Genomic DNA, 13,856 nt, shown 5'->3' with positions numbered 1-13,856 from the left:
GGCAGGCGTGCGGCTCAGCTGGCTGCCGCTGCCGAGCTTGCGGCAGCAGCTGCGTACTGGTTGATGAGCAGCCGCTTGTAGAGCTTTCCGTTCTCAAGCCGCGGCAGCGCCGTGACGAAATCCACGCTGCGCGGGCATTTCACGTGCGAGATGTGCTGGCGGCAGAAGTCAAGGATCGCCGCGGCCAGCTCCGGCGTGGGCTGCTGTGCTGGCTGCAGTTCGACCACCGCCTTGACTGCTTCGCCGAACTCCGGATGCGGCACGCCGATGACCGCGACATCCGCCACGCCGGGATAGGTGGCAAGCAGGTTTTCGATTTCCTGCGGGTAGATGTTGACGCCGCCGGACAGGATCAGGTCAGTGCGGCGCCCGGAGAGATAGAGATAGCCGTCTTCATCGACGTGGCCGATATCGCCGAAGGTCGCGCAGCCCTGTGCATCGTAGGCGTCGGCGGTTTTCTGCGGATCGTTGTGGTAGGCAAAGCGCGGCGCGCCCGAGAACCAGATGCGGCCCTGCTGCCCCACCGGAACCTGCTGGCCCGCTTCGTCCTTGATGTGGATATTGCCCAGCAGCGCGGGCCCGACCGTGCCCGGCCTGCGCAGCCACTGCTCGCTGTCGACGCCGGTCAGGCCGATGCCCTCGGAGCCGCCGTAGTACTCGTACCAGACCTTGCCCCACCAGTCGATCATGCGCTGCTTGACGTCGGGCGGGCACGGCGCGGCGGCATGGATCGCCACCCGCATGCTCGACAGGTCGGCCTGCTCCCTCACTGCGTCGGGCAGCGCCAGCAGGCGGATCATCATGGTCGGCACCCACTGGCTGTGCGTGACGCGGTACTGCACGATCAGCCGCAACGCCTGTTCGGCGTCGAAGCGGCTTGACACGATATTCTCGCCACCCCAGTCGATATTGCGCATCACGCTGCGCATGGGCGCCGCGTGATAGAGCGGTGCCATGGTCAGGTAGACGGTGTCACGGCCAAACTGGAAGAATTCGCGCCAGACCACGGCGTCATAGGCGTCGCCGAAGCGGTCGGCGAACGGCACCAGCGGGCGCCGGATGCCCTTGGGCTTGCCGGTGGTGCCGGAGGAGTAAAGGAAGTCGCGTCCCACCGCACGCTCGGGCAGGGGCGTGCCGGTGTCATAGCCGGCAAGGGCTTGAGCAAAGGACAGGAAGCCGGGCGCTTCGCCGTCGAGCAGGTACTTGTCGCCGGTCCAGCCCTCGCCGGTGGCGGCAGCCAGATCCGCCGTCTTGCGCGTGGCGACCAGCAGCCTGGCACCGCAGTCGCGCAGGATGTATTCCACCTCCGAAGGGTTCAGGTGCACGCTCACTGGCGTGTAGTAGAGTCCCGCGCGCCGTGCGCCCCAGGCCAGGGCGAACATGGCCGGGTGGTTCTCCATCAGCAGCGCGATCCCCTCGCCCTCCTTCAAGCCAGCACCGATCAGCCATTGCGCGACCAGGTTGGCGCGCGCATCGAGTTCACCGTAGGTCAGGGTCAATGTCGCCTGCCCGTCGGTCAGCCGTACGGCGGCCTGGTCGGGTTGGACCTGCGCCCAATGGGCAAGCCGGTCCACGGTCTGTAGTGTCTCCATTGTCTCCTCTCTCCTCTGGTCCGGCCCTGCTCGTCTGCGCGGGCCCGGATCTCCGTTACGTCAACCCGCCACAGCCAGCTCAGCCATAGCTGGCGGCGGGAATGCCAAGCGCGGCCTCAATGCTGCGCACCATCGTGGCCAGGCGCGGACCTACCTCCTCCTCCAGCTGGCCCGGCCGCAATTCAAAGCTCGGCACGGTGCAGGCGAACACGTAGATCTCGTCCGGCACGTTGGACCGCACCGGCACGGCGACGGCATCGAGCTGGTGATGCAGGTCGCCGTGGCTGATGCAGAAGCCGCGTTCGGCCAGGTTCTGGCGCGCTTCCGACATGCGATCGGCCAGCCAAGCGCCGTGCTCGGGATCGCTGGCGCGCATCGCCTCGACATAGCGCTCCCGTTGCTCCGGCGGCAGTGCCGCAAGGTAAGCACGCCCCTTTGCCGTGCGCGACAGCGAGATATGGCTGCCCATCGCCGGCCGCACGGTCTCGCATTCCTTGGCCTGGGCCAGTTCGATAAAGACCAGGTCCAGGCCCGCGCCCAGCCCCAGCGAGACCTGGCCCCGCACACGGTCGGCCAGTGCCTGCATGGGGCCGAAAGCCAACTGGCGGATACGCACCCGCGCCAGCAGCGGCGATGCCAGGCGCGCCAGCCCCGGCGCCGGCTGAAAACGGCCGGTCAGTTCGTCGTAGCGCAGCAGTCCGGCCTCGCACAGCGTAGAGGCCAGGCGGAACAGCGTCGGCCTCGGCAGGCCGGTGGCAGCCATCAGGTCGCGGGCGTTCAGCTCCGGCGTTGCGGTGGTGAAGGCCTGGAGGATCTGAATGCCGCGCGCCAGCGCACTGCCTGCGGCAGTTGCGCCACTTTCGGCCTGCAACTCGGACTGGAGCTCTTTAAATTGAGATTCACGTTTCATTATTAACCTCCGTTACATAAATTATGGACAAACGATTTGACTTGCGCAACTATTTTCGAGACACTCATCTCACTTTTTTAGGAGACATGATGACCGACGCATTCATCTTTGACGCAGTGCGCACCGCGCGCGGGAAAGGTAAGCCCGGCGCTGGCGCGCTGTATGAGGTTAAGCCGATTGATCTTGTCGTCACATTGCTGGAGGCGCTGCGCCAGCGCCACGATCTGGATCCAGCGCGCGTGGATGATCTCATCATGGGCATCAGCTCGGCCGTCGGCGACCAGGGCTCCTGCCTGCCCCGCATCGCTGCCCTGAGCGCGCCGCGCGGCTGGACCCAGGTGCCCGGCATGGCACTGCAGCGCTTCTGCGGCGCCGGCCTGGAAGCCATCAATATCGCCGCGGAGAAGATTCGCTCTGGCTGGCATGACCTGATCGCCGCCGGCGGCGTGGAGTCGATGTCGCGCCTGGGCCTCGGCGCCTCCGGCGGGGCCTGGATCTACGACCCGGCCACCAGCCTGAGGATCGCCTATGTGCCGCAGGGGTTCAGCGCCGACATGGTCGCCGCGCTGCATGGCTTTTGCCGCAAACAGCTGGACGAGTACGCGCTGCGCTCGCAGGCGCTCGCCGCCGCGGCCCGGCGCGAGGGGCATTTTGCGCGCTCGCTGGTACCGATGCGCGATGCCAGCGGGCTGTTGGTGCTGGACCACGACGAATACATTCGCGAAGAAACCACCTCGGCCTCGCTGGCGTCGCTCAAGCCGGCCTTTGGCGGCCCAGCTGGCGCAGCCAACGCCCTGGTGGCCCGCCAGCGCTATCCGGAACTCGACCATATCGATGCCGTGCACACCGCCGGCAATTCCTCGGGGATCGTCGATGGTGCCGGCCTGGTGCTGATCGGCAGCGAGCGCATCGGGCAGGAGCTTGGCCTGCGCCCGCGCGCGCGCATCCTGGGCACGGGCCTGGCGTCGGTGGAAGCCACGCTGATGCTGACCGGCCCGGTGCCGGCCACGCAGAAGGCGCTGGCCAAGGCCGGCCTGCATGCCGACCAGATCGACCTGTTCGAGGTCAATGAAGCCTTTGCCGCGGTGCCGCTGCATTTTGTCAAGACACTCGGGGTGCCGCTGCAGAAGATCAACGTCAATGGCGGTTCCATCGCCATGGGCCATCCGATCGGCGCTACCGGCGCGATCATCGTCGGCACCCTGCTCGATGAACTGGAACGCCGGCAGCAGCGCTACGGCGTGGCCACGCTGTGCGTGGCCGGTGGCATGGGCGTGGCCACGGTCATTGAACGCCTCTGAGCCCCCCTGAGAGATCCAGAACCACACACGCGGCGCTATCAGCCCGCCCTGCCGGAGACCCCAAGATGCAAGCCCCAATCCAGTACCACAAGTCCGCCGACGGCATCGTCACCCTAACCTTCGACGCGCCGGAACAAAGCGTCAACACCATGTCCGACGCCATGCGGCAATGCTTTGCCGACATGGTGACCCGCCTGGAAGCGGAGAAAGACGATATCGCCGGCGTCATCCTGACGTCCGCCAAGGAAACCTTCTTCGCCGGCGGCGACCTGAACCGCCTCTACAAGATGCAGCCCGCCGACGCGCAGGGGCTGTTCGATGCGACTGAGCGCGGCAAGAACACCCTGCGCCGGCTCGAAACGCTAGGCAAGCCGGTGGTGGCCGCGCTCAACGGCACCGCGCTGGGCGGTGGCTTCGAGATCGCGCTGGCCTGCCACCATCGCATCGCGCTGAACAAGCCCAAGGTCCAGTTCGGCCTGCCCGAAGCCACGCTCGGCCTGATGCCGGGCGCCGGCGGCGTGGTGCGCCTCACCCGCCTGCTCGGCCTGGCCGCGAGCCAGCCGTACCTCCAGGACTGCAAGCTGATGTCGCCCGCCGAGGCCGTCAAGGCCGGCCTGGTCCACGCGCTGGCCGATTCGCGGCAAGCGCTGCTTGACGCAGCGAGCGCCTGGATCATCGGCCATCCTGCGAGCGCCCAGCCCTGGGACGCCAAGGGTTATGTGCCGCCGGGCGGCTGGACGGATGCGGACGGCACGAAGCGCTGGATCTCTACCGCCGCCGCCACCGTGCGAGCCAAGACCAAGGGCTGTTACCCCGCGCCTGAAGCCATCCTGTGCGCCTCGGTCGAAGGCATGCAAGTGGACTTCGATACCGCCAGCCGCATCGAGACGCGCTACTTCATCCAACTCGTTACCGGAAAGGTATCGAAGAACATCCTGCGCACCTTCTGGTTCCGCGCCAACGAGATCAAGTCGGGCGCGCAGCGCCCGCAGGGCGTCCCCAAGGGCAAGATTGGCACGCTGGCCGTGCTGGGCGCGGGCATGATGGGTAAGGGCATTGCCTACGTGGCCGCAACACGCGGCATCGACGTGTGGGTCAAGGACGCGACCCTGGCGCAGGCCGCCGGCGCGCGCGATGCCGCCGACAAGCTGCTCGCCAAGCGCGAAGAGAAGGGCGAGATCGATGCCGCCCGCCGCCGCGAGATCGTGGAGCGCATCCGCCCGGTGGAGCGCTTTGAAGACCTGTCCCACGTCGACCTGGTCATTGAAGCCGTGCCCGAGAACCCTGCGCTGAAGGCCGAGATCACGCGGTCTGCGGAGCCGCTGTTGGCCGACCAGGCGTTCTGGGCATCGAACACGTCCACGCTGCCGATCACGGGCCTGGCCGAGGCGTCCGGGCGCCCGGACCGCTTCATCGGCCTGCATTTCTTTTCGCCGGTGCACCGCATGCAGCTGGTGGAGGTGATCAAGGGCGAGCGCACGTCAAAGGAGACGCTGGCCCACGCGCTGGACTTCGTCATGCAGCTCGGCAAGACCCCGATCGTCGTCAACGACAGCCGGGGCTTCTTCACCAGCCGTGTGTTCAGCACCTTCACGCGCGAGGGCGTGGCAATGCTGGGTGAAGGCCAGGACCCGGCCGCAATCGAGGCAGCGGCCGCGTTTGCCGGTTTTCCCGTGGGACCGCTCGCGGTGCTGGACGAAGTCAGTCTGAGCCTCTCCTACAACAACAGGCTTGAGACGCTCGCAGCGCATGCAGCCGAAGGCCGGCCCCTTCCTGCGCACCCGGCAGACGCAGTGATGGAGCGCATGCTCGACGAATTCGGCCGCAAGGGTCGCGTGGCCGGCGGCGGCTTCTACGACTACCCGGTTGAGGGCGGCAAGGTGTTCTGGAGCGGACTGGCGCGCCATTTCCTGCACCCCGACGAGCAGTTCCCGCCGCATGACAAGCAGGACCGGCTTCTGTTCTCCATGGCGCTGGAATCGGTGCGCATCCTGGAGGAAGGCGTGCTCGACAGTGCGGGCGACGGCGACATCGGCTCGGTGCTTGGCATCGGCTTTCCGCGCTGGACGGGTGGCGTGTTCCAGTTCCTCAACCAGTACGGGCTGGACAAGGCCGTGGCACGCGCCACGTACCTGGCCGAACACTATGGCGAGCGCTTCGCGCCGCCACGACTGCTGAAGGACAAGGCAGCCCGCGGCGAACAGTTCTGACCTCACTAGAACATTGAAAGGAGACAACCATGCAACCCACTAAGACGCTCGCCACTGTCCTTGTTGCAGCATCTTTCGCCGGCGCCGCCGGCTCCGCCCTTGCCGCGGACTACCCGAGCCGGCCGATCCGGCTGGTAGTGCCCTACGCCGCCGGCGGCACCATCGACCTGATGGCGCGCATGCTGGGACCGAAGCTGCACGCCGCACTGGGCCAGCCGGTGGTGGTGGAAAACCGCCCCGGCGGCGGCACCACGATCGGCGCCACTGCCGTGGCGCGGGCCGAAGCCGACGGCTACACGCTGTTCCTCGGCTCTAATGCGGCCTTCACCATTAGCCCGCAGGTGATGTCGAACGTGCAGTACGACCCGCTGCGCAGCTTCGCGGCAATCGGCACGCTGGCGTCGTTTCCGAACCTGATCCTGGTCGCCCCGCAGTCGCCGTACAAGACGGTGGCCGATGTGGTGCAGGCCGCGCGCAAGTCGCCGGGCAAGATCAGCTACGCATCGTTCGGGGTGGGCAGCACCGCACAGCTGTCCGGCGAGGCGATCAAGGTCGCCGCCGGCACTGACATTGTCGAAGTGCCCTACAAGAGCGGCGCTCAGTGCGTACAGGCGTTGCTGTCCGGCGAAGTCACGTTTGCCTTCGACACGGCCATCGGCTCGGTGCAGCGCGTGAAGTCTGGCCAACTGCGCGCGCTGGCGGTCACGTCGTCGAGCCGCCTGCCCGACCTGCCACAGGTGCCCGGCATCACCGAAGCGGGCTATCCGTCGGCCGACGTGATGGCCTGGGTAGGCCTGTTCGCGCCGGCAGCCACGCCGCCCGCCGCGCGCACTGTGCTGAGCAACGCGGTGCGCAAGCTGATGGACGATCCGGAGGTGAAGCGCCAGTTCGCCAACCTGGGCGTGCAGGCCAGCTATCTGGATGGTGATGCCACCATGCAGAAGATGCGCAGCGAATACGTGCGCTTCGGCAAGCTGGTGGAGCAAGCCAAGATCCGGGTGAATTGAGTGGGCCTGCAAGTAAGCTGACCTCAAGTCTTGCCTGAAGCGTCTGCGCGCTGGGTTCTGTCTCGCACGGAGCTCAGCCTTGATCGTTCCAACCTGATGCAACGCCCGCCTGCCAAATGGCGCGCAAGACTTACCCCCTCTATCTCCGATCCTCATACACCTTCGGCGCAGCACCTCCCGCGACGCGATCCTCTTTAATTCGATCCATCGATGGATGGCGTAGCTGCATGGCGGCATTCGGCTTGAAAGAACGATGAGCTATACAACCCTTTCCCTGGCCCGCGATGAGCACATTGCACGGGTAACGTTAAATCGACCCGACGTTCGCAATGCTTTCAACGACATCCTGATTTCCGAACTGACCAGCGTGTTCAACGCCCTGTCGGAAGCCGAGGACATTCGTGCCGTTGTGCTTGCTGCCAGTGGCACTGCCTTTTGCGCAGGCGCCGACCTGAACTGGATGAAGAAGATGGCAGGCTACTCTCGCGAAGAGAACTTCGACGATGCCAAGAAACTTGCCAGCATGCTCCATACGATCTGGACTTTCCAGAAGCCAGTCATCGCGGCGGTCCAGGGTGACACCTATGCGGGCGGAATGGGGCTGGTCGCCGCCTGCGACATCGCGATTGCGGCGAATCATGCAAATTTCTGCCTTTCCGAAGCGCGAATCGGCCTGATACCCGCCACCATCGGGCCATATGTGGTCCGTGCAATGGGCGAGCAGGCGGCGCGCCGATACTTCGTCACTGCCGAGCGGTTCGATGCGTCGCAGGCGCTCCGACTCGGATTCGTGCACGAGATGGTCGCACCTGATGCGCTGGATGCGAAGGTTGCCGAGATCGCGAAGACGCTGGCCGCAAACAGCCCCGCCGCGGTGCGCGAAAGCAAGCGTCTGGTCCAGAATATCGCTGGCCGGCCCATGAGCCTCAATCTCATCAACGAAACCGCGGAATTGATCGCAGCGGTCCGTTCCAGCACAGAGGGTCGCGAAGGTGTGAGCGCCTTCCTCGAAAAACGCAAGCCGTCCTGGTTCGCGGCCGCTTAAATCAGCCCCTCGGCGGCGAGCACGAACTCCGCCGGGCAACTCTCTGCTTCCATAACGTAGCGTATCCATGCAACGCTCCACTTCCCCACGCATCCCTGCCGGCTTTCCAACACACGTCAAAGTCGTCGAGGTCGGGCCACGGGATGGCCTGCAGAATGAACGTCAGTATGTACCCGCCAGCATCAAGGTTGATCTCATCAACCGCCTTGGACGTAGCGGACTGACCGCCATCGAAAGCGCATCCTTCGTCTCTCCGAAATGGGTCCCTCAGATGGCAGACGGACATGAGGTCATGCATACCATCGACCGTGTTCCAGGCACGACGTACTCCGCTCTCACGCCAAATATGAAGGGCTTTGAAAGCGCGATGCTGGCCGGCGCCGAAGAGGTCGTCATCTTCGGCGCTGCCAGCGAGGCTTTCTCAAATCGGAACATCAACTGCTCGATCGAGGAATCCATCCGGCGCTTTGCGCCGGTAGCCATCGCGGCAAAAGCAGCCGGCGTGCGACTGCGAGCGAGTGTCTCTTGCGCCTTGGGTTGCCCATACCAGGGGGACGTTCGCATCGATGCCGTTCGGGACGTAGTGGCTCGCTTCGCAGACCTGGGCTGCGATGAAATCGACATTGCCGACACCATTGGCGTCGGTACGCCAGGGCGAGTCCAGGAAGTTATGGACGCGGCCGCCAGCGCGTTCCGGTTGGATGGCCTCGCGGGTCATTTCCATGACACGTATGGCCAGGCACTGGCAAACATTCTCGCCAGCCTTGAGGTCGGCGTCAGTACATTTCATTCCTCCGTCGCCGGGCTCGGCGGCTGCCCCTATGCCGCCGGTGCAACGGGTAATGTCGCCACCGAGGACTTGCTTTATCTCCTGCACGGGCTGGGAATCGAAACCGGCATCAGTCTCGACGCAATTGTGGAAGCAGGAGCGTTCATATCCGAAGCATTGGGACGACCAAACCTATCGCGTGTCGGAAGCGCTCTATTGGCCAAACGTGCCAACCTTTTCGGCACCTCCGGCTGAGCCCATGAACCGGCATTGTCGCACCGGCATGGGGCCACCAGGAACTTCTTGCAGTGGTTTCGACGATACAGAAAGCAGCAAGATCTCAAGTCTTCCTGATGGCTGCGTTGTCCTCTCTGCTTACCAATATAGGGACGTTGTCTTGCGCCAGCTTTCCTTTCCCTATACGGTCTCCGTCGACCTGGAGCGGCAAATAGCTTGGTGCAACGACCGATCGGTGTCAAGAACACTGCGGCCTGGCCGACAGACGATATTGCCATCGCTCACCCGGTTTGACTTGCATCTTTCGGCAAATGCCAGCGTACGTGTTCAAGTCCAAGTTGGGAATGACCTTGCGAACCCGGTGACTGGCAACAGCCAGGTATGTGCAAGTCCGACTTTCGAAATTGCCAGCATGGAAGGTTCAGCGCGACAGGACAGGAAAGCGCTGACTCACTTTCTCGCCCGATGCGTCTTCATCCAGCCAGGTCGAAACTGGACACGACATGAGTTTGCGTCGATGCTGCGCCTGTCTACAGGTGACGTGTCACGTCTGTTGTTCTCTGAAGGGGAATGCATGCGGGATACCGTCCGCTCAACCCGCCTCTGCAGGTTCCTGGTGGATCTTCCGAAGCTGCCAAAAGTCGACAATCGTCTCTCGGACGAATACGGCTTCAACTATCTGCATCTTCTTGAAGAGGCCGTATATGAGTCCTTCGGCGTCACGCTGGCAACGCTGACAGCGCTGGTCGGACAGAACAGGAATTTCAGCCCGTGGCACATCCGATCCAGCAGCGATCGCATTCAGTGATGGCATGCAATCATGGAGCCAGTTCTGATGAATCCGAGATCCAGCCAGCCTCTCTCATTTGACGAGCTCGCTCACCTTGCCGCATTGCTCGACACCATCGGCGCGATGAACATCGAAATGCTCGACGGCTACTTCACAGCATTGATTTGCGGGCCCGACATGGTGCTGCCGTGCGAGTACTTGCCTGAGGTGTGCGGTGCGGAGTCTTCTTTCAACACTGATGAGCAGGTCTCAGACATCCGTAGCCTGCTGATGCGTCACTGGAACGCGATCGCCGCGGAATTGCACAGTACTCTGAAGGAGCAGAACGTATATCTGCCGATCTTGATCGAACGGGATGATGGTGTCGCGCCCGGCAACGATTGGGCACACGGGTTCATGCGTGGCGTACAAATGCGCTCGGGAAGCTGGAATCACCTGATCCATGACGAGAATCACTGTGGCTCGATGCTAGCGATCATGATCCTGCACTACGAACATGATCCGGATCCCCAGATGCGACCACCACCTATCCCTCCCGAGAAGCGCGAAGCGTTGCTGGAATTGATAATCGCTGGGCTCACCCATGTCTACCGCTACTTCGAGCCGTATCGACAGGCACGAGCTCGTACAGGCTCATCTCGCAATGCTGTGCAGTGGTCCGCAAATCGCGTGGAATGAGACGAGCCCGCGTAACGCTCGTACGACCAACACGGGCTCGTTGTACACGATCGGCACACCGATAATGTATTCAGGAAGCGGATCCACATAGGCGAGGCCAGCCGGCGGCACCGCCAGGGCAGCCACTTCGATGGTCAACAGGGCCTGGACATTGTCGACGCTGTTGGCCCCCGTCACCGTATAGACCGCCGGTGCGGTCACTGCCGGCACAGTTGCCAGCCAGCGCAGTTTCGCCATTTCGAACTCCGGCCGGTTCTTCGATGTGATTAGCATAGATCACGGTACCGCGGGGCAGCGAGGGAAAATGAGTGAGCACCGGAACTCTGGTACGGTGGCGCCAGGTACCGTCGCGCATTGGCGTTACGGAACGCGGCGTTGCCCCGCCTGCTGGCGCAATCGCCAGCTTCGCTACAGGACAATCTGATATCGTATGGCGCCCAAGCCATACGGCATAGAAGAAACCTGACAAGGGAGCCAAGCAATGCCCAGGCCCAACCCAGCGCTCCGACGCAGCCAGAAGGCGCCCATGACACCGGGGCGCCGGCGGCTTGTGATCACTGGCGCCATCATGCTGGTCGCTGCCTTGGGCTGGGGAGTGGAGGTCGTCCTCGAACCCGCTATCCAGCGCACCATCGTAATCACAACCGGCGCGGACAAGGGCATCTACCGCGGCTTTGCAGATCGCTATGCCCCTCTCCTCAAACGCGACGGCATCACACTTGATATCCGCAACTCCGCCGGATCCGTCGAGAATTATGCGAGGCTGACGGATCCCGGCAGCGAATACGACGTCGGCTTCATCCAGTCAGGCACCACCACCCCGACGGAAGCCGACCACCTGCAGACCATTTCCGCAGTTGCCTACGAACCGATCTGGGTGTTCTATCGTGGCAAGGCCACGATCGACCGGCTGGCACAGCTAAGCGGCAAGCGGATCTCGATCGGCGTACCCGGCAGCGGCCTGCTGAATGTCTCGCGCGTATTGCTCAACCATAGTGGCGTCAACGCGAGCAACAGCATGCTGCTGGAAATGGACGCTACCCAGGCCTATCAACGCCTCCTCGGTGGCCAGCTCGACGCCGCCTTCTTCATCGGGAGGCCGGATGCCGACATGCAGCAGAAGCTGCTGAACAGCGACCTGAAGCTGATGAATTTCGCTCAGGCCGACGCCCTGGTGCAGAGGTTTCCCTCTCTTTCCAAGCTCACATTCCCGCGCGCATCGACCAGTATCTCCAAGGATCTTCCGCAAGCGGATGTCACGCTGCTGGCCGCCACGGGCCTGCTGGTCTCCAAGGACACCCTCCACCCTGCCCTGGTCTACCTGTTGTTGGAGGCAACCAAGTCCGTCCATGGCGGCGAGGACTACTTCACGCGGCTGGGCACGTTTCCCAACCTGAATACGAGCGAGTTTCCGATCTCGGACGAAAGCACGCGCTACTTCAAGTCCGGACGCCCCTTCCTGCAGCGCTACCTCCCTTTCTGGCTCGCCAGCTTCATCGAACGGCGCCTGCTGATCCTGCTGCCCTTCATGGCTTTGCTGCTCGGCTTGCTGCAGGCATTGCCGCGCATGATAGAGGCGCGGTACAAGAAGCGGCTTGTAGTCTGGTACCACGAGATCAAGGCGCTGGAAGATGAAATCTGGAGAAACGGCGAGCCGACCACAGAGCAGGTGGCGCAATGGCGCGACGAGATCGAGAACATCGACGCGCACGCGAGCCAGATACGGCTGCCGCAGCGCTACTTCCAGGATGTCTACGCCCTCAAGCAGGCGATTGGCGTCGTCCGAGACCGGATTTCCCAGGCAGCCGCGAAGGTCAAGACGTCCCTCGGCGACCGAATACCGGACCAATAGTGAGAAGTGCCGGTGCGATATCCGCGGAGCAAAAGGCTGAATTCGTATGCGAGGGCGCTGGCTCATTCAAGCGCTTTCCCTGGTTCTCCCGCTCCAATCTCCCCCCAGCGCCAACAGCAGCGCAATACGCTGATTGAGATGATCGCCCCGCACGTTGATCAGATCCATCTCGGCAGCCAGCAGTGTCTGCCGAGCCTTCAGGACGCCGCGCGGGTCGAAAGCACCAATGCTTAGGCGTGCTTCCTCGCGCTGTACCAATAGCTGGCTCTCGTTCACCCGATCCTGCAGTTGCCTGGTGCGATCTGCAAGATTCGATTCAGCACGCAACCCCGCATCGACCTCGCCCAGTGCCTGCAGGGCACTGTTGCCATAGGCGATCATGGCGGCCTTCTGCTCGGCGCTGTAGTAGTCCGCCCTGGCCTTGAGCTCTCCCCCCGTGAACAGCGGCGCGAAGATCGCGCCATTCAGTCCCTTGATCGGAGTGCCGGCCTGGTTGAGCAGCAGCACGTCGCTGCGGATGCCAGTAATGGCCGCGCTGATTGAAATGCTTGGCAGCCGCGCTGCCTCGGCGGACTGCCTCAGGTCGAAGGCCGCGGCGACGCGGTGTGCCGCGGCCGTTAAGTCCGGGCGGCGATCGAGCAGGTCTGCAGGCAGGCCTGCCTGCGGGGCTACGGGCATGGCGGGCAGCTCGAGCTTCGCCACACTATCCCCGATTTCCCCGGCAGGGTAGCGGCCCAGCAGCAGCTCCAGGGCTTGCGCGGCCTGGCTCCTGGCCAGTTCGGCCTTCCGGAGCGAATCCACCTGCGCGCGCAGCGCATTCTTCGCTTCCACCGGTTCAGTATCCGGTGCCGCACCAATGGCAACCCGCCGCTCGCTGATCTGCACCAGTTGCTCCTGTACGGCCACGGCTTGCCGCTGCCGGTCCTCCAGCTTTGCGGACCGGATCAGCGTGAACCATGCTTTAGCAGTGGTGGCTGCGACGACGCGCTGCGCCCAGAGATATTCGTCCGCGGTAGCGGCGTACTGGGATTTTGCCGCGCGCGACTGTGCACGGATGCGGCCCCAGAGATCGATCTCCCAGCTCGCACCAATCGAGAGGAACTGGGTTTCCGAATGGCCGGCCCTGCCCTTCACGCCCGCGCTCGGTAACAGGCCGCTGCTTTGCATGGTAACGAGTGCCTGCGCCTGCTCGACGCGCACCGCTGCCAGCCTGAGATCGCCGTTGTGCGCGATCGCTTCCCGGGCCAGCCGCTGCAACTCGGCATCGTCAAAGCTTGCAAGCCAGTCGCCCGCGGACTCGCCTGCTTCGGCCGCGTTTGCCCAGGTGCGCTGCCCTTCAAGCGCCGGGACGGCCTGGCCTCGAAGGCTGGCGCTATCCGGCGGCGCCTGCAGGGCGCAGCCAAAGAGCATGGCGAGCGGCAGCGCCAGCAGTACCGGAATGGTCTTGTTGAGAGATGACGACACA

Annotated in this window: 12 protein-coding genes; 8 read left to right on the top strand and 4 right to left on the bottom strand. The window is 63.8% G+C overall.

All coding sequences use genetic code 11. The annotated features are described in order from the left end of the window. Nucleotides 1–14 precede the first annotated feature (14 nt). Both AC10V3_RS37780 and AC10V3_RS37775 read right to left on the bottom strand, forming a co-directional pair. Nucleotides 15–1,592 (bottom strand): AMP-binding protein, encoded by a 1,578-nt coding sequence (locus AC10V3_RS37780; protein ID WP_022540122.1) that lies wholly within the window; start codon nucleotides 1,590–1,592, stop codon nucleotides 15–17. 79 nt (nucleotides 1,593–1,671) lie between these two features. Further along, nucleotides 1,672–2,502, bottom strand: coding sequence for an IclR family transcriptional regulator (locus AC10V3_RS37775; protein WP_490924330.1), 831 nt, complete (start codon nucleotides 2,500–2,502; stop codon nucleotides 1,672–1,674). A gap of 89 nt (nucleotides 2,503–2,591) precedes the next feature. On the opposite strand from AC10V3_RS37775, the gene AC10V3_RS37770 reads away from it, so the two are divergent. The 7 genes from AC10V3_RS37770 to AC10V3_RS37740 all read left to right on the top strand — a co-directional run bounded on the left by AC10V3_RS37770 (nucleotide 2,592) and on the right by AC10V3_RS37740 (nucleotide 10,539). Then, the gene (locus tag AC10V3_RS37770; protein WP_490924681.1) at nucleotides 2,592–3,803 is read left to right on the top strand and encodes an acetyl-CoA C-acetyltransferase; all 1,212 of its coding nucleotides are present in this window, start codon (nucleotides 2,592–2,594) and stop codon (nucleotides 3,801–3,803) included. 65 nt (nucleotides 3,804–3,868) lie between these two features. Continuing rightward, nucleotides 3,869–6,013 carry a 3-hydroxyacyl-CoA dehydrogenase NAD-binding domain-containing protein gene (locus tag AC10V3_RS37765; RefSeq protein WP_349608291.1) on the top strand — a complete coding sequence of 715 codons (2,145 nt, stop codon included), beginning with the start codon at nucleotides 3,869–3,871 and terminating at the stop codon, nucleotides 6,011–6,013. 29 nt (nucleotides 6,014–6,042) lie between these two features. Beyond that, nucleotides 6,043–7,020, top strand: a complete 978-nt coding sequence (locus tag AC10V3_RS37760; protein WP_022540118.1) for a Bug family tripartite tricarboxylate transporter substrate binding protein — start codon at nucleotides 6,043–6,045, stop codon at nucleotides 7,018–7,020. A 253-nt stretch (nucleotides 7,021–7,273) separates the two neighbouring features. Next, the gene (locus AC10V3_RS37755; protein ID WP_022540117.1) at nucleotides 7,274–8,065 is read left to right on the top strand and encodes an enoyl-CoA hydratase/isomerase family protein; all 792 of its coding nucleotides are present in this window, start codon (nucleotides 7,274–7,276) and stop codon (nucleotides 8,063–8,065) included. Between the two features lie 67 nt (nucleotides 8,066–8,132). Then, entirely contained in the window at nucleotides 8,133–9,089 is a 957-nt protein-coding gene (locus AC10V3_RS37750; protein ID WP_022540116.1) for a hydroxymethylglutaryl-CoA lyase, read from the top strand. Between the two features lie 142 nt (nucleotides 9,090–9,231). Next, a complete protein-coding gene (locus AC10V3_RS37745) occupies nucleotides 9,232–9,879 on the top strand; it encodes a hypothetical protein (RefSeq protein ID WP_349608288.1) in 648 nt (215 codons plus the stop codon). 27 nt (nucleotides 9,880–9,906) lie between these two features. Further along, nucleotides 9,907–10,539, top strand: a complete 633-nt coding sequence (locus AC10V3_RS37740; RefSeq protein WP_349608286.1) for a UPF0149 family protein — start codon at nucleotides 9,907–9,909, stop codon at nucleotides 10,537–10,539. Here the strand turns inward: AC10V3_RS37740 and AC10V3_RS37735 are convergent. Then, on the bottom strand, nucleotides 10,495–10,776 hold the full coding sequence (locus AC10V3_RS37735) for a hypothetical protein (RefSeq protein ID WP_349608284.1): 282 nt from the start codon (nucleotides 10,774–10,776) through the stop codon (nucleotides 10,495–10,497). The genes AC10V3_RS37740 and AC10V3_RS37735 overlap by 45 nt on opposite strands. Before the next feature lie 289 nt (nucleotides 10,777–11,065). Between AC10V3_RS37735 and AC10V3_RS37730 the strand changes: the two genes are divergently transcribed. Then, nucleotides 11,066–12,391, top strand: coding sequence for a TAXI family TRAP transporter solute-binding subunit (locus AC10V3_RS37730; protein ID WP_041682290.1), 1,326 nt, complete (start codon nucleotides 11,066–11,068; stop codon nucleotides 12,389–12,391). 66 nt (nucleotides 12,392–12,457) lie between these two features. Here AC10V3_RS37730 and AC10V3_RS37725 read toward each other — a convergent pair whose 3' ends face one another. Beyond that, nucleotides 12,458–13,855, bottom strand: coding sequence for an efflux transporter outer membrane subunit (locus AC10V3_RS37725; protein WP_022540112.1), 1,398 nt, complete (start codon nucleotides 13,853–13,855; stop codon nucleotides 12,458–12,460). Nucleotide 13,856 lies beyond the last annotated feature (1 nt).

The sequence above is a fragment of the Cupriavidus sp. PB-02 genome (assembly GCF_058252315.1).
Note: the sequence above shows the minus strand (reverse complement) of the source record. Positions and strands in the feature narration are given on the sequence as shown.

What these genes read in the sequence shown, in the direction of transcription:
- AC10V3_RS37780 (WP_022540122.1), bottom strand. Translation starts at nt 1,592, where the DNA reads ATGGAGACACTACAGACCGTGGACCGGCTTGCCCATTGGGCGCAGGTC.
- AC10V3_RS37775 (WP_490924330.1), bottom strand. Translation starts at nt 2,502, where the DNA reads ATGAAACGTGAATCTCAATTTAAAGAGCTCCAGTCCGAGTTGCAGGCC.
- AC10V3_RS37770 (WP_490924681.1), top strand. Translation starts at nt 2,592, where the DNA reads ATGACCGACGCATTCATCTTTGACGCAGTGCGCACCGCGCGCGGGAAA.
- AC10V3_RS37765 (WP_349608291.1), top strand. Translation starts at nt 3,869, where the DNA reads ATGCAAGCCCCAATCCAGTACCACAAGTCCGCCGACGGCATCGTCACC.
- AC10V3_RS37760 (WP_022540118.1), top strand. Translation starts at nt 6,043, where the DNA reads ATGCAACCCACTAAGACGCTCGCCACTGTCCTTGTTGCAGCATCTTTC.
- AC10V3_RS37755 (WP_022540117.1), top strand. Translation starts at nt 7,274, where the DNA reads ATGAGCTATACAACCCTTTCCCTGGCCCGCGATGAGCACATTGCACGG.
- AC10V3_RS37750 (WP_022540116.1), top strand. Translation starts at nt 8,133, where the DNA reads ATGCAACGCTCCACTTCCCCACGCATCCCTGCCGGCTTTCCAACACAC.
- AC10V3_RS37740 (WP_349608286.1), top strand. Translation starts at nt 9,907, where the DNA reads ATGAATCCGAGATCCAGCCAGCCTCTCTCATTTGACGAGCTCGCTCAC.
- AC10V3_RS37735 (WP_349608284.1), bottom strand. Translation starts at nt 10,776, where the DNA reads ATGGCGAAACTGCGCTGGCTGGCAACTGTGCCGGCAGTGACCGCACCG.
- AC10V3_RS37730 (WP_041682290.1), top strand. Translation starts at nt 11,066, where the DNA reads ATGACACCGGGGCGCCGGCGGCTTGTGATCACTGGCGCCATCATGCTG.